This window comes from Aeromonas sp. ASNIH1, from assembly GCF_002934285.1.
GTDB classification, from domain to species: Bacteria; Pseudomonadota; Gammaproteobacteria; order Enterobacterales; family Aeromonadaceae; genus Aeromonas; species Aeromonas caviae.
The window spans coordinates 3,796,455-3,817,442 of sequence record NZ_CP026228.1 but is presented as its reverse complement, the minus strand read 5'-3'; the positions used below and the strand labels follow the sequence as shown (position 1 = coordinate 3,817,442).

Sequence of the window (20,988 nt, the reverse complement as noted above, 5' to 3'; positions counted from 1 at the left end):
GGATGAGCCACGGTGGCCCATGGGCCACCGGCGCACAGGCGTGCCCATTCCCTTGCGACCAGCACGGGAGCCTGCATCATGCACGATAAATCGAACATCTATCCGGAGCTCAAGATCCTCTCCCCCCTGGAGCAGACCTGGGCCTCTTACCGACGCAACCCGCTGGCCATGGCGGGGCTCTGGTGCTTCGGGCTGCTGCTGCTGGTGACCCTCATCGGCCCCCTGGTGATCCCCTACGGCATCGACGATCAGCACAGCAACCACCTGCTGCTCGCCCCCTCCTGGGCCAACAGCGGCAACATCGATTACTTCCTGGGGACCGACGATCTGGGGCGCGACATCCTCTCCCGTCTGGTGGCCGGGGCCAGGCTCACCTTCGGCAACGCCCTGCTGGTGGTGCTCATCGCGCTGGTCATCGGCTCGGCCATCGGCATCCTCGGCGGCATGAGCAAAGGGGTGAAGTCGAGCGTGCTCCATCACCTGCTCGATACCCTGCTCTCCATCCCGTCCCTGCTGCTGGCCATCATCGTCGTGGCCATCCTGGGGCCGGGTCTGTTCAACACCCTGATCGCCATCACGCTCGCGTTGATACCGCCTTTCATCCGGGCGACCTACAACGCGGTCCACGCCGAGATGCAGAAGGAGTACATCATCGCAAGCCGCCTCGACGGCTCTCCGCCCCAGCGGATCATGCGTCTGGCCATCTTGCCGAACATCGTCGAGACCCTGGTGACCCAGACCACCCGCACCCTCTCCGCCGCCATCCTGGACATCTCTGCGGTAGGCTTCCTCGGTCTCGGGGCCCAGTCTCCCCAGCCGGAGTGGGGTGCCATGCTGGCCGATTCGAGCGATCTTATCTATCTGGCCCCCTGGACGGTGACCCTGCCCGGGATGGCCATCCTGTTCAGCGTGCTGGTGACCAACCTGGTGGGCGAAGGCATTCGCGAAGCACTCAAAGAGGGGAACGACTGATGTTGCCAGCCTTGTTATCTATCCCCGCCCCCGGACGCCCTGAGCGACCCGGCTGCGCCCTGAACGGGAGACATTGCTGATGCCCCTGCTCGATATACGCAACCTCACCATCGAAATCGACACCCCCCAGGGCAAGGTCAAGGCGGTGGACAGAGTCAGCCTGACCCTGAACGAGGGGGAGATCCGCGGGCTGGTGGGGGAATCCGGCTCGGGCAAGAGCCTGGTGGCCAAGGTGATCGTTGGCATCCAGAAGGACAACTGGACGGTGCGCGCCGACCGGATGCGCTTCAACGACATGGACCTGCTGACCATGGCGCCCAAGGAACGGCGCCGCATCATGGGGCGGGAGATAGCGATGATCTTCCAGGATCCCATCAGCTGCCTCGACCCCTCGGAGGAGATAGGCACCCAGCTCGAAGAGGCCATCCCCACCAGTGCCTTCACCGGCAAGTTCTGGCAGCGCTTCCAGTGGCGCAAGAAGCGGGCCATCGCCCTGCTGCACCGGGTCGGGGTCAAGGATCACCGCAAGGTCATGCGGGCCTATCCCCACGAGCTGTCAGACGGCATGTGCCAGAAGGTGATGATCGCCATGGCCATCGCCAACCAGCCGCGCCTGCTGGTGGCGGACGAGCCCACCAGCGCCATGGAGTCCACCACCCACTCCCAGATCCTGCGGTTGCTGGACAAGATGAACAAGCTGGGCAATACCACCATCCTCATCATCAGCAACGACATCGCCGCCATCGCGAACCTGACCGACACCCTCAACATCATGTATTGCGGCCAGATGGTGGAAGTGGGGACCCGGGACCAGATCCTGGAATCCCCTCACCACCCCTATACGGATGCCCTGCTCAAGTCCATCCCGGACTTTGACAAGCTGGTGCGCCACAAGTCCCGGCTCGAGACCCTGCCTGGGGTGATACCGCCGCTGCAGCATCTGCCCATCGGCTGCCGCCTCGGCCCACGCTGCCCCTACGCCCAGAAGCAGTGCGTGCAGACACCGCTGATGAGCAAGGTCAAGGGGCATCAGTTCAGTTGCCACTTCCCGCTCAACATGGAAGAACCGAAGAAATGAACCGGCACCAGACCCTGATCCGGGGCACCTGCCCGCCCCGTCAGCCCCTCTATCCGGCGAGCGCACCCAAGGAGACCACGTCGTGACCGAACCTTCCCTGCTGCAGGTCAGGGGCCTGTGCAAGACCTACCAGAACCGCACCGGCCTGTTCAGGCGCCGCGCGGTGGAGGCGATAAAGCCCCTCTCGTTCGATCTCGAGGTGGGCCAGACCCTGGCCATCGTCGGGGAGGCGGGCTCGGGCAAGAGCACCCTGGCCCGCATTCTGGCGGGCATGATTGAACCGAGTGGCGGGGAGATCGCCATCGAGGGGCAACCCATGGTCCACGGCGATTACCAGACCCGCTGCAAGCTGCTGCGGATGATCTTCCAGGACCCCAACACCTCCCTTAACCGGAAAATCCGGGTCGGCCAGATCCTGGAGACCCCCCTTCGCCTCAACACAGCCCTGAGCGAGGAGGAGCGCCGGGAGAAGGTGATCCAGACCCTGCGCATGGTGGGCATGCTGCCCGACCACGCCCTCTTCTATCCCCAGATGCTCTCCGCCGGCCAGCAGCAGCGGGTGGGGCTGGCACGGGCGCTCATCCTCAATCCCAAGATAGTGGTGGCGGACGAGGCGCTCTCGACCCTGGATATTTCGGTACGCTCCCAGATCATCAACCTGCTGCTGGAGATGCAGGAGACCATGGGGCTGAGCTATGTGCTGGTGGCCAACGATCTGGGGATCGTGAGCCACATCAGCGACGAGGTGCTGGTGATGCACGAAGGGCGTGTGGTGGAGCGCGGCAAGACCTTGCGGGTCTTCGCCGACCCCCAGCACGATGTCACCCGCCGCCTCATTCAGAACTACAACAACGAATACCGCCGCTGATCCCGCGGCGCGTTTCCCCTTGCGCCAGACATAAAAAAACCCGGCCTGATGTCTCATCAGTCGCCGGGGGATTGCGCTCAAAAAGTGATTGCGTCGCTCGTAGTAGGAACAGGGGAATGGTAGGCAGCCCCCGTCACCTCAACAACTGTCAGATCTGACAGGCAGTCCGCTATGGAACCGGAATTGCGGATCCGGCGAACAGATGAGCTCGGCCTCCAGGCGACCGAAGAAGGCCACTCGCTCGCTGATGTCTTCGTCTGCGAACGTCTGTGCCAGGGCCAGGTAGTCCTGATAGTGACGCGCCTCCGAGCGCAGCAGGGAGACATAGAAGCGGCCCAGCTCCTCGTCCAGATGAGGGGCCAACCTGGCAAAACGCTCGCAGGATCGCGCTTCGATATAGGCACCGATGATCATCTTGTCCACCACGGCGGCCGGCTCGTAGGTGCGCACATGGGTCAGCAGGCTGCGGGCATAGCGGGAGGCGGTGACGGGACCATAGGGGATGCCCCGTGCGGCCATGATCTCCAGCACCTGCTCGAAGTGGTGCAACTCCTCCTGGATGAGGCGCACCATGGGGAACAGCAGGGGATTGCGCTCCAGCTCGGCAAACACGCTCCTGTCTGATTCGCCCATGGTGCGCTTGCCGAGGATCTCCGCCTTCTCCGGCAAGGCATCGAGCTCCCGGTAGAAGGTCAGCTTGGGCAGCAGGTGACGCTTCTCCTTGGGCAGGCAGTAGCGGCGCACCAGGCTGTGGGCGGTGAGTGCCGCCTTGTTCTCGCAGTTGGCGTGATCGATAAGCAGGGTCGGCAACTGGGCGGGATCCCGCGCCATTTCCACCCACTCATCCGGGGTCTCGCAATGCAGGAACTGACGAACGGGGGCTAACAGGTCATCCATCTGAACTCTCATCTGTTGATACGACACGCGGCGCCTGGCGCCGGGGGGCCTATGCTAACGGATCACGCCCGGCCTGCCCACCGCCATCATGACTCAGCCCGTCAGACGCCTGAGGGAGTCGCGGCGGATCAGGGTGCCGCTGAAGGCGGGCAGTGCGTCCCGGCTCCCCTCCTCCACCATGGTGATCAGGCGGTTGATGGTCTCCTGGATCATCCCGTTCACCGGCATCTTGACGCTCGACAGCGCGGGAATGACGTAAGGGGCCAGGGGAATGTCGTCAAACCCCACCACCGAAACCTCGTCAGGCACCATCACACCGGCTTCGTGCAGCCGTTTGATCGCCCCGATCGCCATGTCATCGTTGCTGGCCACCAGGGCGCTGAAGCGAGCGCCTCGCGCCAGCAAGGTCGAGACGGCGGCCGCGCCACAGGCGGGGGTCCATTTGCCGGGGGCGATCAAGGTCTCCTGCACGGGGATGCCGTGCCGGATCAGCGCCTGCCGGTAGCCGGCCAGACGCTCGGCGCCAGTGGGGGAATCCGCAGAGCCTGCGATGAAGGCGATCTCCCTGTGCCCCATGGCCACCAGCTTGTCCACCACCGCCTCCGCCGCCTGCTGGTCCGCATAGACGCAGTGGGCCGGATCGCGGCTCAGACGCCGGTTGAGCACCATGATGGGCTGCTCATGCTGCTCGATGATCTCGTCCATCTCCTCCACCCCAAGAAAGCGCGGATAGATGATGACGCCATCGCAACGGGAATCGAGCAGATACTGGATGGCCTGGCGCTCCTCGTCGGCGCTGTGCTTGCCGTCCGCCAGTATGAGCTGGCGCCCGCGATCCTCGGTCATCCGCGCCACCTGGGAGAGCAGCTCGCCGAAGTAGACGCCGTGGTAGAGGGTGTTGGTGACCACCAGTCCCAGGGTCCGGGTGTGCCTGGTCGCCAGCTGCCTCGCCACCAGGTTGGGGCGATAGCCGCACTCCTCGATGGCCTGCTGCACCCGGTCCCGGGTCTCCTGGCTGGTGTAACCATTGCCCGACAACACCCGGGAGACCGTCGCCTTCGACACCCCTGCCCGCCTTGCCACCTCCAGCATCGTCGTCATTGTGTTCTCCCTTGCTCGTAACGGGGCGCAGTGTACTGCACCGCCCCCGGCTTGTCGTCGCACGAATGGCGTGCAGGCCCGGGTTCAGTGATGCCATTCACGGATCCGGACGCTCGCTGCACAAGATGCTTGTCTCCCGCGCTCAGGCCGCGCACTCCATGCGGAACCGGTTCCACACTCAGTTTCATGCGCGTTCCCGCCCTTCGCGGCGGCGGGGGCGAGCAGGCCCACTTGGTTAAAAGGATCTACCTCGATGTCAAAAAACTATGCGGCTCTGGCCGGTACCGTCATCACCGCACTCGGCGGCGCCGACAACGTCGTCGCCGTGACCCACTGCATGACGCGGCTGCGCTTTGTGCTCGGCGATCCCGCCCGGGTCAATGGCCCTGCCCTCAAGGCCATCACGGGCGTGCTCGGGGTGGTGCAGGCGGACAACCAGTGTCAGGTGATCATCGGCAACACCGTCTCCCACGCCTATCGCGAAGTGCTGGCCCTGCTGCCCCAGGGCGGTGGGCAGACTCCGCTTCCGGAGGCTTCCGCTGGCTGGAGCCTGCGCCGCATGGGCGCCGCCATCCTCGACGCCCTGATCGGCACCATGTCCCCCCTCATCCCGGCCATCATCGGCGGCTCCATGCTCAAGCTGCTGGCCATGGTGCTGGAGATGACCGGCGTACTGGAGAAAGGCTCCTCGACCCTCACCATCCTCACGGTAGCCGGGGATGGGGCCTTCTTCTTCCTGCCCCTGATGGTGGCCGCCTCCGCCGCCGTCAAGTTCAAGACCAACATGTCCCTGGCCATCGCCATCGCCGGGGTGCTGGTGCACCCCAGCTTCATCGAGCTGATGGCCAGAGCCGCCGAAAGGGAGCAGGTGACCTTCGCCCTAGTCCCGGTGACCGCGGTCAAATACACCTACACCGTCATTCCGGCGCTGGTGATGACCTGGTGCCTCTCCTACATCGAGGGCTGGGTCGACCGCATCACCCCGGCGGTCACCAAGAACTTCCTCAAACCCATGCTGATCGTGCTGATCGCGGCCCCCCTCGCCATCCTCTTCATCGGCCCCGTCGGCATCTGGATTGGCACCGCCATCTCCGGCCTGGTCTACACGGTCCACGACTACCTGGGCTGGCTGTCGGTGGCCATCATGGGGGCGCTCTGGCCCCTGCTGGTGATGACCGGCATGCACCGCGTCTTCACCCCGACCATCATCCAGACCATCGCCGAGACCGGCAAGGAAGGCATGGTGATGCCCTCCGAAATTGGCGCCAATCTCTCTCTTGGCGGCTCGTCCCTGGCGGTGGCCTGGCGCACCCGAAACCCGGAACTGCGCCAGACGGCGCTCGCGGCGGCCGCCTCCGCCATCATGGCGGGGATCTCCGAACCCGCGCTCTACGGTGTGGCCCTGCGCCTCAAGCGTCCGCTCATCGCGAGCCTCATCAGCGGCTTTGTCTGCGGTGCCGTCGCCGGCATGGCGGGGCTCGCCAGCCACTCCATGGCCGCCCCCGGGCTCTTTACCAGCGTGCAGTTCTTCGATCCGGCCAACCCCATGACCATCGCCTGGGTGTTCGGCGTGATGGCCCTCTCGGTGGTGCTCTCCTTCGTGCTGACCCTGGTGATGGGGTTCGAGGACATCCCGGTCGAGAGCCCGGCCTCCCGCGCCGAGCCCGTGCAACCCGTCGCCACCAGCCAGACGCAGGCCGGGCTGTGACACCCCATTCAGACATGACAAGAGGTAACAGATGTCGTTAACAAGATTTCCCGAGGGCTTTCTCTGGGGCGGTGCCCTGGCCGCCAATCAGGCGGAGGGCGGCTATCTCGAGGGGGGCAAGGGGCTGACCACGGTAGACATGATCCCCCATGGCCCGCGCCGCATGGCGGTCAAACTCGGCCAGGAGAAGCGCATCACCCTGCAAGATGACGAGTTCTACCCAAGCCACGGAGCCATCGATTTCTATCACCGCTATCGGGAGGACATCGCCCTGATGGCCGAGATGGGCTTCACCGTGTTTCGCACCTCCATCGCCTGGGCCCGTCTCTACCCCAGGGGTGACGAGCGCGAGCCCAATGCCGAGGGCATCGCCTTCTACCGGGCGGTGTTCGAGGAGTGCAGAAAGTACAACATCGAGCCCCTGGTGACCCTGTGCCACTTCGATGTGCCCATGCACCTGGTGACCGAGTACGGCTCCTGGCGCAACCGCCAGATGGTGGAGTTTTTCACCCGCTACGCCCGCACCTGCTTCGAGCAGTTCGACGGCCTGGTGAAGTACTGGCTCACCTTCAACGAGATCAACATCCTGCTGCACAGCCCCTTCTCCGGGGCGGGGCTGGTGTTCGAGCAAGGGGAGCACCAGGATCAGGTGAAGTATCAGGCCGCCCACCACGAGCTGGTGGCCAGCGCCCTGGCGACCCGGATCGCCCACGAGGTGAACCCGGCCAACCAGGTGGGCTGCATGCTGGCGGGGGGCAACTTCTACCCCTACTCCTGCAAGCCCGCAGACGTCTGGACCGCCCTCCAGAAAGATCGGGAGAACCTCCTCTTCATCGACGTGCAAGCCAGGGGCGCCTATCCGGCCTATGCGCAGAGGGTATTTCGTGACAAGGGGATCACCCTGGTGAAGGGGCCGGAAGATGACGAGATCCTCAGGCACACCGTGGATTTCGTCTCCTTCAGCTACTACGCCTCCCGCTGCGCCGCCGACATGAATGCGGGCAATACCAGCGAGGCCAACGTGGTCAAGTCCCTGCGCAATCCCCACATCGAGGTGAGCGAGTGGGGCTGGGGTATCGATCCCCTGGGCCTTCGCATCACCCTCAACACCTTGCACGATCGCTACCAGAAGCCGCTCTTCCTGGTGGAAAACGGCCTGGGAGCGGTGGACGAAGTGAACGAGCTAGGGGAGATAGAGGACGACTACCGCATCGACTACCTGCGCGCCCACATCGAGGCCATGGGGGACGCCATCAAGGACGGCGTTCCTCTGATGGGGTACACCAGCTGGGGCTGCATCGATCTCGTCTCCGCCTCCACCGGCGAGATGAGCAAGCGCTATGGCTTCGTCCACGTGGACCGGGACGACGCCGGCCATGGCACCCTGACCCGCCGGTGCAAGAAGTCGTTCTGGTGGTACAAGAAGGTGATCGCGAGCAACGGGGAGGATCTGGCCTGAGGACCCTTGTGTGGGTTGTCCAGGCGCTGCGCCGAGTGCACGAATACAAGATGGGGGCCTAGGCCCCCATCTTTTTTCATCACGCTGGCAATCTGAAAACGTTTAACTGCCTTCGTTGAAGATCTCGAGGTTGCTGGTCCCTTCCTGCCACTCGCGCACCGCCTTGTTGTCGTCGCTGCGCAGGGCATTGAGGTGGTCCAGATAACCCTGATCCACGTCGGAGGTGACGTAGTGGCCGTTGAAGACCGAGGTCTCGAAGTGGCGCAGCTCGGGGTTGATCTCCCGCACCGCCTCTTCCAGATCTTCCAGATCCTGGAAGATGAGGCCGTCGGCACCGATAAGCTTGCACACCTCTTCCACTTCACGGCCATGGGCAATGAGCTCGTTGGCGGTGGGCATGTCGATGCCGTAGACGTTGGGGAAGCGAATTTCCGGTGCGGCCGAGGCGAAGTAGACCTTGGCGGCCCCCGCTTCACGGGCCATCTGGATGATCTGCTCGGAGGTGGTGCCCCGCACGATGGAGTCGTCCACCAGCAACACCTTCTTGCCCTTGAATTCGGAGCTGATGGCGTTGAGCTTGCGGCGCACCGACTTCTTGCGCTGGGTCTGGCCCGGCATGATGAAGGTACGGCCGATGTAGCGGTTCTTCACGAAGCCCTGACGGTACGGCAGGCCCAGGGTGTGGGCGATTTCCAGCGCCACGTCGCAGGAGGTCTCGGGGATGGGGATGACCACGTCCACGTCGAGATCGTCCCACTCCCGTGCGATCTTCTGGCCCAGCTTGCGACCCATGTTGAGGCGGGCGGCATAGACGGAGACCTTGTCGATGAAGGAGTCGGGACGGGCGAAGTAGACGTATTCGAAGATGCAGGGGTTCATCTGCGGGTTCTCCGCACACTGCTCGGAGAAGAGCTGGCCCTGCTCGGTGATGTAGATGGCCTCGCCCGGGGCGACGTCACGCACCGTCTCGAAGCCGATGGCGTCGAGGGCCACGCTCTCGGAGGCGAGCATGTACTCCACCTGCCCCTGCTCGTCGACCCGGCGACCCAGGATCAGCGGGCGAATACCGTTCGGATCGCGAAAACCGATGAGGCCGTGGCCGATCACCAGAGAGACCACGGCATAGGCGCCGCGGATCTGCTGGTGCACCTTGCGCACCGCCGAGAAGATATCTTCCGGGCGCAGCGCCATCTTGTCGCACAAGTCCAGCTCGTGGGCCAGCACGTTCAACAGCACTTCGGAGTCCGAGGTGGTGTTGATGTGGCGGCGGGCCACCTTGAACTGCTGCTCCTTGAGCTCCTTGGCGTTGGTGAGGTTGCCGTTGTGGGCCAGCACCATGCCGTAGGGGGAGTTCACGTAAAACGGCTGCGCCTCTGCCGCACTGGAGCTGCCTGCGGTGGGATAACGGACGTGTCCGATGCCGATATTCCCTTTCAGGCGCTGCATGTGGCGCACTTCAAACACATCCTTCACCAGACCGTTGGCCTTGCGTTGCCGGAAGTTTCCACTGTCAATGGTCACGATCCCGGCGGCATCCTGTCCCCTGTGCTGCAACACCGTCAAGGCGTCGTAGAGGGCCTGATTGACGGGGGTGGTGCCAACTATACCGACAATACCGCACATGTCTTTGCTACCTCGAAGTCACTGTACCTGTTGAAGAAAACTGGACGAGTTCATCATGAACCCGAAAAACCACTGGATCACCGGCTTGAACTCCGGCACCAGCCTGGACGCCACCCACCAGTCGCTCTGGGAGAGGCTGGTGAAGGTATCCATGAAAAACAGCAGGGCGCTGACGATCAGCACCCCTCGAATGGCGCCAAAACAGACCCCGAGCACCCTGTCGGTGCCAGAAAGCCCGGTCTTTTCCACCAGCAGGCCCACCACGTAGTTCACCACGCTCCCCAGGATCAGGGTCGCCACGAACAGGGCGGCGATGGCCAGACCGTTGCGAACCATGGCATCGGAAAAAGAGGTGAAATAGACGGCGAGATCGGGATAGAAATGGCTGGCAATGAAAAAGGCGACGAACCAGGTGACCAGAGACATGGCCTCCTTGAGAAAGCCGCGCACCAGGCTGATGAGGGCGGAGAAACCGACGATGCCGATGATGGCGTAATCAATCCAGACCATAGAAAAAGATGTCCTGCGAAATTGCGGCGCAGTCTAACAAAAACGATTGCGCAATGCTTGATAAAATTGTGTTACAGGCCCGAAGGGAGCTATCCCTTCCCCTTGCGGCGGGTTTCCCGGGCCCAGAATGCACAACGCCATGGCATGCCATGGCGTTGTCGTCTGCAACGAGCGCTTACCCGATGTGGGTCAGGCCGCCCATGTAGGATTGCAGCGCAGCCGGGATGGCGATGCGGCCATCTGCCTGCTGGTAGTTCTCGAGCACGGCCACCAGGGTACGACCCACCGCCAGACCGGAACCATTCAGGGTGTGAATGAGCTGCGGCTTGCCGTCGATACGCACGCGAGCCTGCATACGGCGCGCCTGGAAGTCGGTGCAGTTGGAGACAGAGGAGATCTCGCGATAGGTGTTCTGGGCCGGCAGCCACACTTCCAGATCGTAGGTCTTGGCGGCGCAGAAGCCCATGTCACCGGTGGAAAGCGCCATCACGCGATACGGCAGCTCCAGCAGTTGCAGCACCTTCTCGGCGTGACCCACCATCTCTTCCAGGGCATCCCAGGATTTTTCCGGGTGCACCAGTTGCACCATCTCGACCTTGTCGAACTGGTGCATACGGATGAGGCCACGGGTATCACGACCGTAGGAGCCCGCTTCGGAGCGGAAGCAGGGGCTGTGGGCGGTCATCTTGATGGGCAGCTCCTGCTCGTCGAAGATCTCGTCACGGGCCATGTTGGTGAGCGGCACTTCGGAGGTCGGGATGAGGGAGAACTTGCGCACCTTGCCTTCGTCTTCCCCTTCCCCTTCGATGCCGGTATTGAAGAGATCCTGGGAGAACTTGGGCAGTTGGCCGGTGCCGTACAGGCTGTCCGGGTTGACCAGATAGGGCACGTAGCACTCGGTGTAGCCGTGCTGCAGGGTGTGCAGGTCCAGCATGAACTGGGCCAGGGCGCGGTGCAGACGGGCAATCTGGCCCTTCATCACCACGAAACGGGCACCGGAAAGCTTGACGCCGTTCTTGAAGTCGACCCCCTTGGCCGCCTCACCCAGATCGATGTGGTCGCGTACCGGGAAATCGAACTCACGCGGTGTACCCCAGCGGCGGACCTCCACGTTGTCGTTCTCGTCACGGCCCACCGGGGTGGTCTCGCTCGGCAGGTTGGGGATGGCGTCGGCGATCCCCTTGAGCTGGGCCAGCAGGGCCTCCAGCTCGACCTTGCTGGTCTCGAGCTCGTCGTTGATCTTGGTCACCTCGGCCTTGAGGGGGGCAACATCTTCACCACGACGGGCAGCCTCACCGATGGACTTGGAGCGGGCGTTGCGCTCGGCCTGCAGCTCCTGGGTGCGGGACTGCAGATCCTTGCGTTTCTCTTCCAGAACATTGACCGCCGCTACGTCCAGAACGTAGCCACGTGTCGCCAGACGAGCGGCAGCTTCGGTGATGTCGCTGCGCAGATATTTGGGATCCAGCATGGTTTACCTACTTTTTTAATGGGATCTGGGCCCGGGTCATCGTGACCGGGTTGGGAAACAGATCCGGAAGTTAACATCGGTTGGCGCACCCCTTTGCCTTCGGAATCGGGCCTTCGAAATCAAGAAGATGGTGCAAGGCCAAGACAACCGGGGTCAGACGGGCAGTGTAGCAGACCGCCCCCCCGCCCGAACAGGGACTATTGCGCCCGTTTTTGCCGGGAACCCCCTCCCCTGATGCCCTGGCCGTGCCCTTTTCCGGGCAAGGAACCTGAAGGTCTTTCCTATCGCTTGCGCGGGCTCTGCTTGTCCAGCTCATGCAGATAGTCGAGCTTCTGGGCTATCTGCTTCTCAAGCCCCCGCTCGGTGGGCTGATAGTACTGCTTGCCGGCAAGCTCCGGGGGGAAGTACTGCTCGCCGGCGGCATAGGCCCCCGGCTCGTCGTGGGCGTAGCGATACTCGGCGCCGTAGCCCAGCTCGCTCATGAGCTTGGTAGGGGCATTGCGAAGGTGCGGCGGCACCTCGAAGTCCGGCAGGTTCTTGGCGTCGTGAAGCGCCGCCTTCCAGGCGGTGTAGACCGCATTGCTCTTGGGGGCGCAGGCGAGGTAGACGATGGCCTGGGCGATGGCCCGCTCCCCTTCCGCCGGACCGATGCGATGGAAGCAGTCCCAGGCCGAGAGCGCCACCTGCATGGCACGGGGATCGGCGTTGCCCACATCTTCCGAGGCAATGGCCAGCAAGCGGCGGGCGATGTAGAGGGGATCGCAGCCGGCGCTCACCATGCGGGCATACCAGTAGAGGGCCGCATCCGGCGCCGAGCCGCGAATGGACTTGTGCACCGCCGAGATGAGGTCGTAGAAGTGATCGCCGCCCTTGTCGAAACGGGCCACGTGCTCCCCCACCACGGCGGCGAGCAGGGTACTGTCGATCACCCGCGCCCCTGAGCTGTCGGCCTCGGCCATGTCGGCAAGGAGCTCCAGATAGTTCAGAGACTTGCGCCCGTCCCCGTCCACGGCTTTCGCCAGCGCCTCCTTGGCCCCGGGGGCAAAGCGCAGGCTAGGGTCATTGAGGCCGCGCGGGTCCTGCATCGCCTGATCGATCATGGCGAGGATGTCCTGCTCCTCCAGCCTCTTGAGCAGATAGACCCGGGCCCGGGAGAGCAGCGCATTGTTGAGCTCGAACGAGGGGTTCTCGGTGGTGGCGCCGATGAAGGTGATGGTGCCGTCTTCGATGTGGGGCAGGAAGACATCCTGCTGGCTCTTGTTGAAGCGGTGGACTTCATCCACGAACAGGATGGTGCGCACCCCGCGCCAGCCGTTCTCCTTCGCCTTGTCGAGGGCGGCGCGGATCTCCTTGATGCCGGAGGTGACCGCCGAGAGCCGCTCCACCTCCGCCTGGCAGTAGTGGGCAACCAGTTCTGCCAGCGTGGTCTTGCCGGTGCCGGGGGGGCCCCAGAGGATCATGGAGTGGCAGTGCCCCGCCAGGATCGCTTTTCGCAGGGGCTTGTCCGGCCCCAGGATATGCTGCTGGCCGATGTACTGCTCGAGGGTTTGCGGCCTCATCCGGGCCGCCAGCGGACGAAAGTCCGAGGAGAAATCCAGGGATAAATTGCTCATCTGCATTGACCTTGCATCTGACCGGTCGTCCATGACGCCCGGTCAGACGATAACGCCGGTAACGGCTGGCTCATCAGCGCTGGTCGTCCAGCTCGACCCCCTTCGGGATCTTGAAGACAAATTCGTTGCCCTTGAGCACCGGTTTGCGGTTGAAGCTGCTCAGGGTGAACTCGCTCCACTGGCCCTGGGCCTCTTTCACGTCGAAGCGACTGATGTTGTTCTGACGGTCGAAGGTGATGCGAAAGGAGGCGATCAGCTCGTCCTTGTTGCGGCTGGTGACGGTATAGACATCCCCTTCCTGGGTCACGTCATAGTTCTTCCAGAGGCTGTTGTCGTTGCCCGCGATGAGCACGAAGGGGGTGTTGAGCACCGCATCCTTCATCTTGAGGGCGGTGACCTGCTCGACGAAGGGGTCGTACACCCACACATCCTTGCCATCGGCCACGATCAGGCTCTCGTCCGGGGAGGTAGTGTGCCAGTTGAAGCGGTTGGGTCGCTGCACCAGCAGGGAGCCGCTCGCCTTTTGCAGCTCCTTGCCCTTGCTGTCATAAACGGTCTGGGCAAATGTCGCGGAGAAGAGATTGACGGAGGAGAGCTTCTCCTTGAGATCACTGGCCGCATCGGCCCATACCTGGCTGCTGGCGACCAGCAGAATGGAACCCATCAACAGTTGTTTTTTCATCAGGCTCTTCATAGGGAGGTTCTCGATAAAAGGCCACGCCCGCAGAGGGCATGGCCAGAATGATACAGGAGTTAGGCTTAGTCACGAACCGGCGGCGGTGCCAGCACGTCGCGCTGGCCGTTGCCGCCCGGGGCGCTGACGATGCCCTGGTTTTCCATCTGCTCGATGAGACGGGCCGCCCGGTTGTAACCGATCTTGAACTTGCGCTGGACGCTGGAGGTGGAGCCACGGCGGGATTCCACCACGAAGGCCACCGCCTCGTCGAACAGGGGATCGAGCTCTTCATCGCCGCCCCCGCCGAAGTCGCCACCGCCGCCCTCGCCGTCCGACTCGCCGGAGAGGATCTCGTCGATGTAATCCGGCTCGCCACGCAGTTTCCAGTCCGCCACCACCTTGTGTACCTCGTGGTCATCGACGAAGGCACCGTGGACACGGGTGGGGTTGGAGGTGCCGGCAGGCATGTAGAGCATGTCACCCATGCCGAGCAGGGATTCGGCGCCCCCCTGGTCCAGGATGGTGCGCGAATCGATCTTGCTCGACACCTGGAAGGAGATACGGGTCGGGATGTTGGCCTTGATGAGGCCGGTAATGACATCCACCGACGGACGCTGGGTCGCGAGGATAAGGTGAATACCGGCCGCCCGCGCCTTCTGGGCGATACGGGCGATAAGCTCCTCAACCTTCTTGCCGACGATCATCATCATGTCGGCGAACTCGTCCACCACCACCACGATGTGGGGCAGTTTTTCCAGCTCCGGCGGCATCTGATCCATGGAGTCGCCCGGACGCCACAGGGGGTCGACCAGGGGATCCCCCGCCTCGATGGCGGCCAACACCTTGTCGTTGTACCCCTTGAGGTTGCGCACCCCGACCGCGGACATCAGCTTGTAACGACGCTCCATCTCGCCTACGCACCAGCGCAGGGCGTTGGCGGCATCCTTCATGTCGGTGACCACCTCGGTCAGCAGATGCGGAATGCCTTCATAGACCGAGAGCTCCAGCATCTTGGGGTCGATCATGATGAAGCGCAGATCCTCGGGGGAGGATTTGTAGAGCATGGAGATGATCATGGTGTTCACCCCCACCGACTTGCCCGAGCCCGTGGTACCGGCCACCAGCAGGTGAGGCATCTTGGCGAGGTTCACCACCACGGGTTCCCCCGCGATGTCCTGACCCAGCCCCATGGTGAGCGGATTGCGGCTGGCCGCGAACGCCTCGCAGTCGAGGGTTTCCCGCAGGTAGACGGTCTGGCGTACCCGGTTGGGCAGCTCGATCCCGACGAACGTCTTGCCCGGGATCACCTCCACCACCCGCACGCTGCTGGCAGAGAGAGAACGGGCGAGATCCCGGGAAAGATTGGTGATCTTGCTCGCCTTCATGCCCGGCGCCAGGTCCAGTTCGAAGCGGGTAATGACGGGACCGGGATAGACGCCCACCACCTTGGCCTGCACGTTGTAATCGGCGAGCTTCGCCTCCACCAGCCGGCCCATGCGCTCCAGCTCGTCCTTGCTCATCATCTGGGTCTTGGCGGGCGGCCTGTCCAACAGATCGATGCTCGGTAAAGGGGCCAGACCGGGCTGGGGACGGCGCTTGGCTTTCACCGGCGCAGCGGCAACGGGAGCATCGGGTTCGTCATCCCCCTCCGCCCAGGGCAAGTCGAGGTCATCTTCTTCCTGGCGCACGGCGGGACGCGGACGGCCATTGGCCACGCGCTTGCCCTTGGCGGCAGGCGCCGGAGCCTCGTCCTCTTCGTCGTCAAACTGCGGATCGAACTGGAAGGTGTCTTCGTCAAGCTCCGGCAGCCATTCGTCAGCTTTTGTCTTTTGAGCGCGATTCTTCGCCTTGGGGTTGCGTGTCCAGCTGCCGTGGGGGTCTTCGTCATCCTCTTCCTGATCGAAGCTGCCCACGCCCCCTTCCAGCAGGGGATCCGGCCCCTCATAGCGGGGCTGGCGCCAGCCACCGGTGAGCCAGCGGCCCAGGGTGGTGGGGAAATGGTAGATGGCGCTGACTGAGCCGGTGCAGGCGGCACCGATGCGCTCGACAATGGTGAGCCAGGACCAGCCGGTAAAGAGGGTGATGCCGGTCGCCACGAAGCAGAGCAGCATCAGGTTGGCCCCCACGCCGCCAAACAGCGGCACCACGGCGGAGGCGATCACATCCCCCACCAGGCCGCCGGCGGAAAAGTTCTGCAAGTCGTTGAAGTTCATGCTGGCGATGGCGGACATGCCAAGCACCGTCAGCACGAAGCCGATGATCCGTACCGACAGGGTGAGGTAATCCACTTCCAGCAGCTTGCTCGGGCGCCAGAACAGGCTCCAGCCAAGCAGCACCACCAGAGGGGGCACCAGATAGGAGAAGGCCCCGAAGGTAAACATGGTGATGTCGGCGAGCCAGGCACCGGCGCTGCCCGCGAGGTTTTTCACCTCCCCTTGCCAGGAGGTTTGCGACCAGCCGGGATCGGCGGGATGGTAGGTCAGCAGGGCAAGCAAAAGATAGGCAGCCATCAAGGTGATGGCGATCAAGACGGCCTCGAAGATCCGTTGTGTACCTGATAAAGGAGTAAACAGCTTTTTATCGGCCAAACTCCGGCTCCTTTGTGAAAACATGAATGCGGGGATAGGGGGCCTAGTATCCCTGAAAAGCCCACCGATTGTCAGCCAGTGCCTGAGGGCGGGCCTGAAACTCTCTATAAGAAGAAACGAGCGGACCGGCCGCTCGTTTCTGACTATCGTGACTCGTCATGGAACTTGCAAGTCACAGCACAACCCCGCTTATCGGGTGCTGATCACCAGACGACTGCTCTGTTTGACCTCTTCCATCACCACGTAGGTGCGGGTGTCGTTCACGCCCGGCAGACGCAGCAGGGTTTCACCCAGCAGGCGGCGGTAAGCGGACATGTCGCTGACGCGGGTCTTGAGCAGATAGTCGAAATCACCGGACACCAGATGGCACTCCTGGATCTCTTCGAGCACCTGAACAGCCTTGTTGAACTGCTCGAACACATCGGGGGCGCCACGATTGAGGGTAATTTCCACGAACACCAGCAGAGACGCGTCCAGATAATGAGGGTTCAGAATGGCGGCATATCCTTCGATATACCCTTGTCGCTCCAGGCGACGAACCCGTTCCAGACACGGTGTGGGACTCAGGCCAACTCGTTTGGACAACTCAACGTTCGAAATCCTGCCATCCTTTTGCAGTTCATTCAGAATGTTGCGGTCAATCCTGTCCAAATCCTTTAGCCGACTCTTAGCTTCCATCATTTAATTCCATCCTTTGGCTATTTTTTGGTAAGAATCACCAGTCACTTTATAATAATGGTCACAAATCCTGTCAATACCTGAATATACTAGGCGCAAATATCGCTTAACATCTAGGCAACATAAACCACCAATCGATAGACGAGGGATAGCATGATTATCGGTGTACCTAAGGAAATAAAAAACCATGAATATCGCGTAGGCATGGTTCCGGCCAGTGTACGTGAACTGACAGCACGAAACCATACTGTTTTCGTCCAAAGCGGCGCAGGAAATGGCATTGGGTTCAGTGACGCAGATTATCTGGCTGCCGGAGCCGAGATCCTGGCCTCCGCTGCCGAAGTTTTCGCCAAGGCGGAGATGATCGTCAAGGTCAAGGAACCCCAGGCAGTGGAACGGGCCATGCTGCGTCCTGGCCAGACCCTCTTTACCTATCTGCATCTGGCGCCGGACCTGGCCCAGACCCAGGATCTCATCGACAGTGGTGCCGTCTGCATCGCCTATGAAACCGTCACAGACGGTCGTGGCGGTCTGCCCCTGCTGGCCCCCATGTCGGAAGTGGCCGGACGCATGTCTATTCAGGCCGGTGCCCAGGCACTGGAGAAATCCCGTGGCGGCAGCGGCGTGCTGCTCGGTGGTGTGCCCGGTGTGGAACCGGCCAAGGTGGTGATCATCGGTGGTGGTGTGGTGGGCTCCAACGCAGCCCGCATGGCCGTCGGCCTGCGTGCCGACGTCACCATCCTCGACAACAACGTCGATACCCTGCGCCGTCTCGACAGCGAGTTCCAGGGGGCTGCCAAGGTGGTCTACTCCAACCGCGAGACCCTGGAGCGCCATCTGCTGGCGGCGGACCTGGTCATCGGCGGCGTGCTGGTGCCTGGCGCCACTGCGCCAAAACTTGTCAGCCGTGACCACATTGCTCGCATGAAACCCGGTGCGGCCATCGTGGACGTGGCCATCGACCAGGGCGGCTGTGTCGAGACCTCCCATGCCACCACCCATGAAGATCCCACCTTCATCGTCGACGAGGTGGTGCACTACTGCGTGGCCAACATGCCGGGTGCCGTGGCGCGGACCTCCACCGTGGCCCTGAACAACGCCACCCTCCCCTTCATCATCAAGCTGGCCGAACAGGGCTATCGCAACGCTCTGCTCGCCGATCCCCACCTGTTGCACGGCCTGAACGTGATGGCGGGCAAAATCACCTGCAAGGAGGTTGCCGTGGCCCACAATCTGGCTTACACGGATCCCCTGACCCTGCTGAACTGATCGCGTCCCTGCAAAGGGAGGTAGATGAGTGAAAATCCGCCCGCGATGGGCGGTTTTTTTATGCCTGCCATCCCCGGCTCACCCCTCTTGTTGGCGATTGCCCCAATCGATGCGCTGGCCTTTGACCACGGATCACGAATTACCTACAATCGCGCAAACTCATCACGTCTCGGAAATCACATCATGAGCCAAGTCACTCACAGCAAACTGCTGATCCTGGGATCCGGTCCGGCAGGTTACACTGCGGCCGTCTATGCCGCTCGCGCCAACCTCAATCCCCTGCTCATCACCGGCATGCAGCAAGGTGGTCAGCTGACCACCACCACCGAAGTGGAAAACTGGCCAGGGGACGCGGAAGGGCTGACCGGCCCGGCCCTGATGGAGCGCATGAAAGAGCATGCAGAGAAGTTCGATACCCGCATCCTCTTTGATCACATCAATGAAGTGACGCTGACCGAGCGTCCCTTCCGCCTCAAGGGCGACAACGGGGAATACACCTGCGATGCGCTGATCCTCGCCACCGGCGCCTCCGCCAAATACCTGGGTCTGCCCTCAGAAGAGGCCTTCAAGGGCCGCGGCGTCTCCGCCTGCGCCACCTGTGACGGCTTCTTCTACCGCAACCAGGAAGTGGCCGTGGTCGGTGGCGGCAACACCGCCGTGGAAGAGGCTCTCTATCTGGCCAACATCGCCAAGAAGGTGCACCTCATCCATCGCCGCGACGAGTTCCGCGCCGAGAAGATCCTGATCAAGCGCCTCAACGACAAGGTCAAGAGCGGCAATATCGTCCTGCACACCCATCAGACCCTGGACGAAGTACTGGGTGACGACATGGGCGTCACCGGCGTGCGCCTGCGCAGCACCCGGGATGACACCACCTCCGAGCTGCCGCTGATGGGGGTCTTCATCGCCATCGGTCACCAGCCCAACACCCAGATCTTCGAAGGGCAGCTGGCGATGGAAAACGGCTATCTGAAGGTGCGTGGCGGACTGGAAGGGTTCGCAACCCAGACCAGCATCCCGGGCGTGTTCGCCGCCGGCGACGTGGCCGATCACGTCTACCGCCAGGCGATCACCTCCGCAGGGACCGGCTGCATGGCCGCCCTCGATGCAGAGCGATATCTGGACGCACAATAATCGGAAGGATATAAAGGGCATGCCAGTTGGCATGCCCTTTTTTATTGCAAGGAGCAGGATGAAACGAAAAATAATGATAGTGGAAGACAGCCTGACGGTACGCCGCATGCTGACCCAGGCCATTGCGCAGCAGACCGGGCTGGAAATCGACGCCTTCGATACCCTTGAAGGGGCTCGCGATTGCCATGGGGAAGATTATGTGGTCGCCCTGGTGGATCTCACCCTGCCGGACGCCCCCAGCGGAGAAGCTGTCAATGTGCTGAGGGAGCGTGGGTTGCCGGTGGTGATCCTGACGGCCGACATCAGCGAAGAGAAGCGGGAAGCCTGGCTGGAAGCCGGGGTGCTGGACTATGTGATGAAGGATTCACGTCACTCCCTGCAATATGCCGTCGGTCTGGTGCACCGCCTCTACCTCAACCAGGCCATCGAAGTCTTGGTGGTCGACGATTCACGCACCTCCCGTCACCGTACCGCGGCCCAGTTGCGCAAGCAGTTGTTGCAGGTGCACGAGGCCAATTCAGCCCGCGATGCGCTGGCGCAGCTCGAGCAGCACCCCGCCATTCGCCTGATGCTGGTGGACTACTACATGCCGGAGATCGATGGCATCAGCCTGGTGCGAATGCTGCGCGAGCGCTACAGCAAGCAGCAGCTCGCCATCATCGGCATCTCGGTGTCGGACAAACACGGCCTCTCGGCACGCTACCTCAAGCAAGGGGCGAATGATTTTCTCAATCAGCCCTTTGAACCCGAGGAGCTGCAGTGCCGGGTCAGCCACAACCTGGAGGCCCTTGAGCAGTTCAACAACATCCAGGAATCGGCCAACCGAGACTACCTGACCGGACTTTACAACAGACGCTACTGGTTCAACGAGGGTCAAAAGTGGTTCGAGGAGCATCAGCGCCATCAGGCGCAGCTCTCCCTGTGCGTGCTCGATGTGGATCACTTCAAGCAGGTCAATGATCACTGGGGGCATGCCATCGGCGATCAGCTGCTCTGTCATCTGGCCAGGCTGCTCACCCAGTTCTTCCCGGATGCCATGATAGCCCGATTCGGTGGTGAAGAATTTGCCCTGATGGTGCCCCACTGCCCCGTTCCCGTGCTGCTCAAGCGACTGGAAGGGCTTCGTCTGCAAATGCGCCAGCAACCGCTGTCGCGGGAGATATCGCTCTTTGTACGCGCCAGTTTCGGCGTCATCAATGTCGGGCGGCTCTCCATGGACGAGGCGCTGAGCGAGGCAGATCGCCAGTTGTATCAGGCAAAGAATACCGGGCGAGACAAGATAGTCTGTCAGGACGTCTGAGCAAGCATCAGCAGAGACACTCCGTGTAGTACCGCCCGGCGCC

General features: G+C 62.5%; 17 protein-coding genes. 8 read left to right on the top strand and 9 right to left on the bottom strand.

The window, feature by feature from the left end; translation table 11 throughout:
* The first annotated feature begins 78 nt into the window (after positions 1 to 78).
* The 3 genes from C2U37_RS18615 (at position 79) to C2U37_RS18605 (ending at position 2,918) form a co-directional block, all read left to right on the top strand.
* Positions 79 to 972 carry an ABC transporter permease subunit gene (locus tag C2U37_RS18615; RefSeq protein ID WP_010674530.1) on the top strand — a complete coding sequence of 298 codons (894 nt, stop codon included), beginning with the start codon at positions 79 to 81 and terminating at the stop codon, positions 970 to 972.
* A 79-nt stretch (positions 973 to 1,051) separates the two neighbouring features.
* Complete coding sequence (locus C2U37_RS18610; protein WP_010674529.1) at positions 1,052 to 2,050, top strand: peptide ABC transporter ATP-binding protein; 999 nt, start codon at positions 1,052 to 1,054, stop codon at positions 2,048 to 2,050.
* Between the two features lie 82 nt (positions 2,051 to 2,132).
* Complete coding sequence (locus C2U37_RS18605; protein WP_039039015.1) at positions 2,133 to 2,918, top strand: peptide ABC transporter ATP-binding protein; 786 nt, start codon at positions 2,133 to 2,135, stop codon at positions 2,916 to 2,918.
* 138 nt (positions 2,919 to 3,056) lie between these two features.
* Here C2U37_RS18605 and miaE read toward each other — a convergent pair whose 3' ends face one another.
* Both miaE and C2U37_RS18595 read right to left on the bottom strand, forming a co-directional pair.
* A complete protein-coding gene (miaE, locus tag C2U37_RS18600; RefSeq protein WP_042016277.1) occupies positions 3,057 to 3,815 on the bottom strand; it encodes a tRNA isopentenyl-2-thiomethyl-A-37 hydroxylase MiaE in 759 nt (252 codons plus the stop codon).
* 93 nt (positions 3,816 to 3,908) lie between these two features.
* Positions 3,909 to 4,916: a LacI family DNA-binding transcriptional regulator gene (locus C2U37_RS18595; RefSeq protein ID WP_128274244.1), complete on the bottom strand. Its 1,008-nt coding sequence runs from the start codon at positions 4,914 to 4,916 to the stop codon at positions 3,909 to 3,911.
* 253 nt (positions 4,917 to 5,169) lie between these two features.
* Here C2U37_RS18595 and ascF point away from each other — a divergent pair, with 253 nt between their 5' ends.
* Positions 5,170 to 6,624 (top strand): PTS cellobiose/arbutin/salicin transporter subunit IIBC, encoded by a 1,455-nt coding sequence (ascF, locus tag C2U37_RS18590; protein ID WP_104452883.1) that lies wholly within the window; start codon positions 5,170 to 5,172, stop codon positions 6,622 to 6,624.
* Between the two features lie 31 nt (positions 6,625 to 6,655).
* A complete protein-coding gene (locus C2U37_RS18585) occupies positions 6,656 to 8,083 on the top strand; it encodes a 6-phospho-beta-glucosidase (protein ID WP_104452882.1) in 1,428 nt (475 codons plus the stop codon).
* Positions 8,084 to 8,185: 102 nt separating this feature from the next.
* Here C2U37_RS18585 and purF read toward each other — a convergent pair whose 3' ends face one another.
* The 7 genes from purF to lrp form a co-directional block, all read right to left on the bottom strand.
* Positions 8,186 to 9,706 carry an amidophosphoribosyltransferase gene (purF, locus tag C2U37_RS18580; RefSeq protein WP_010674523.1) on the bottom strand — a complete coding sequence of 507 codons (1,521 nt, stop codon included), beginning with the start codon at positions 9,704 to 9,706 and terminating at the stop codon, positions 8,186 to 8,188.
* 18 nt (positions 9,707 to 9,724) lie between these two features.
* A complete protein-coding gene (locus C2U37_RS18575) occupies positions 9,725 to 10,216 on the bottom strand; it encodes a CvpA family protein (RefSeq protein WP_010674522.1) in 492 nt (163 codons plus the stop codon).
* Positions 10,217 to 10,391: 175 nt separating this feature from the next.
* On the bottom strand, positions 10,392 to 11,687 hold the full coding sequence (serS, locus tag C2U37_RS18570; RefSeq protein WP_039039009.1) for a serine--tRNA ligase: 1,296 nt from the start codon (positions 11,685 to 11,687) through the stop codon (positions 10,392 to 10,394).
* Positions 11,688 to 11,968: 281 nt separating this feature from the next.
* A complete protein-coding gene (locus tag C2U37_RS18560; RefSeq protein WP_041211365.1) occupies positions 11,969 to 13,306 on the bottom strand; it encodes a replication-associated recombination protein A in 1,338 nt (445 codons plus the stop codon).
* Positions 13,307 to 13,373: 67 nt separating this feature from the next.
* Positions 13,374 to 13,982: an outer membrane lipoprotein chaperone LolA gene (lolA, locus tag C2U37_RS18555; RefSeq protein ID WP_041211573.1), complete on the bottom strand. Its 609-nt coding sequence runs from the start codon at positions 13,980 to 13,982 to the stop codon at positions 13,374 to 13,376.
* Positions 13,983 to 14,059: 77 nt separating this feature from the next.
* Positions 14,060 to 16,564, bottom strand: a complete 2,505-nt coding sequence (locus tag C2U37_RS18550; RefSeq protein ID WP_041211364.1) for a DNA translocase FtsK — start codon at positions 16,562 to 16,564, stop codon at positions 14,060 to 14,062.
* A 189-nt stretch (positions 16,565 to 16,753) separates the two neighbouring features.
* Positions 16,754 to 17,245, bottom strand: a complete 492-nt coding sequence (gene lrp / locus C2U37_RS18545) for a leucine-responsive transcriptional regulator Lrp (protein ID WP_005300047.1) — start codon at positions 17,243 to 17,245, stop codon at positions 16,754 to 16,756.
* A 150-nt stretch (positions 17,246 to 17,395) separates the two neighbouring features.
* Here lrp and ald point away from each other — a divergent pair, with 150 nt between their 5' ends.
* From ald to C2U37_RS18530, 3 genes are all read left to right on the top strand, one after another.
* Positions 17,396 to 18,511 (top strand): alanine dehydrogenase, encoded by a 1,116-nt coding sequence (gene ald, locus C2U37_RS18540; protein ID WP_010674517.1) that lies wholly within the window; start codon positions 17,396 to 17,398, stop codon positions 18,509 to 18,511.
* A 183-nt stretch (positions 18,512 to 18,694) separates the two neighbouring features.
* Positions 18,695 to 19,645, top strand: coding sequence for a thioredoxin-disulfide reductase (trxB, locus tag C2U37_RS18535; protein ID WP_104452880.1), 951 nt, complete (start codon positions 18,695 to 18,697; stop codon positions 19,643 to 19,645).
* 58 nt (positions 19,646 to 19,703) lie between these two features.
* Positions 19,704 to 20,945, top strand: a complete 1,242-nt coding sequence (locus C2U37_RS18530) for a diguanylate cyclase (RefSeq protein ID WP_052815246.1) — start codon at positions 19,704 to 19,706, stop codon at positions 20,943 to 20,945.
* Positions 20,946 to 20,988: the final 43 nt, after the last annotated feature.

What these genes read in the sequence shown, in the direction of transcription:
- C2U37_RS18615 (WP_010674530.1), top strand. Translation starts at nt 79, where the DNA reads ATGCACGATAAATCGAACATCTATCCGGAGCTCAAGATCCTCTCCCCC.
- C2U37_RS18610 (WP_010674529.1), top strand. Translation starts at nt 1,052, where the DNA reads ATGCCCCTGCTCGATATACGCAACCTCACCATCGAAATCGACACCCCC.
- miaE (WP_042016277.1), bottom strand. Translation starts at nt 3,815, where the DNA reads ATGGATGACCTGTTAGCCCCCGTTCGTCAGTTCCTGCATTGCGAGACC.
- C2U37_RS18595 (WP_128274244.1), bottom strand. Translation starts at nt 4,916, where the DNA reads ATGACGACGATGCTGGAGGTGGCAAGGCGGGCAGGGGTGTCGAAGGCG.
- ascF (WP_104452883.1), top strand. Translation starts at nt 5,170, where the DNA reads ATGTCAAAAAACTATGCGGCTCTGGCCGGTACCGTCATCACCGCACTC.
- C2U37_RS18585 (WP_104452882.1), top strand. Translation starts at nt 6,656, where the DNA reads ATGTCGTTAACAAGATTTCCCGAGGGCTTTCTCTGGGGCGGTGCCCTG.
- purF (WP_010674523.1), bottom strand. Translation starts at nt 9,706, where the DNA reads ATGTGCGGTATTGTCGGTATAGTTGGCACCACCCCCGTCAATCAGGCC.
- C2U37_RS18575 (WP_010674522.1), bottom strand. Translation starts at nt 10,216, where the DNA reads ATGGTCTGGATTGATTACGCCATCATCGGCATCGTCGGTTTCTCCGCC.
- serS (WP_039039009.1), bottom strand. Translation starts at nt 11,687, where the DNA reads ATGCTGGATCCCAAATATCTGCGCAGCGACATCACCGAAGCTGCCGCT.
- C2U37_RS18560 (WP_041211365.1), bottom strand. Translation starts at nt 13,306, where the DNA reads ATGCAGATGAGCAATTTATCCCTGGATTTCTCCTCGGACTTTCGTCCG.
- lolA (WP_041211573.1), bottom strand. Translation starts at nt 13,982, where the DNA reads ATGAAAAAACAACTGTTGATGGGTTCCATTCTGCTGGTCGCCAGCAGC.
- lrp (WP_005300047.1), bottom strand. Translation starts at nt 17,245, where the DNA reads ATGATGGAAGCTAAGAGTCGGCTAAAGGATTTGGACAGGATTGACCGC.
- ald (WP_010674517.1), top strand. Translation starts at nt 17,396, where the DNA reads ATGATTATCGGTGTACCTAAGGAAATAAAAAACCATGAATATCGCGTA.
- trxB (WP_104452880.1), top strand. Translation starts at nt 18,695, where the DNA reads ATGAGCCAAGTCACTCACAGCAAACTGCTGATCCTGGGATCCGGTCCG.
- C2U37_RS18530 (WP_052815246.1), top strand. Translation starts at nt 19,704, where the DNA reads ATGAAACGAAAAATAATGATAGTGGAAGACAGCCTGACGGTACGCCGC.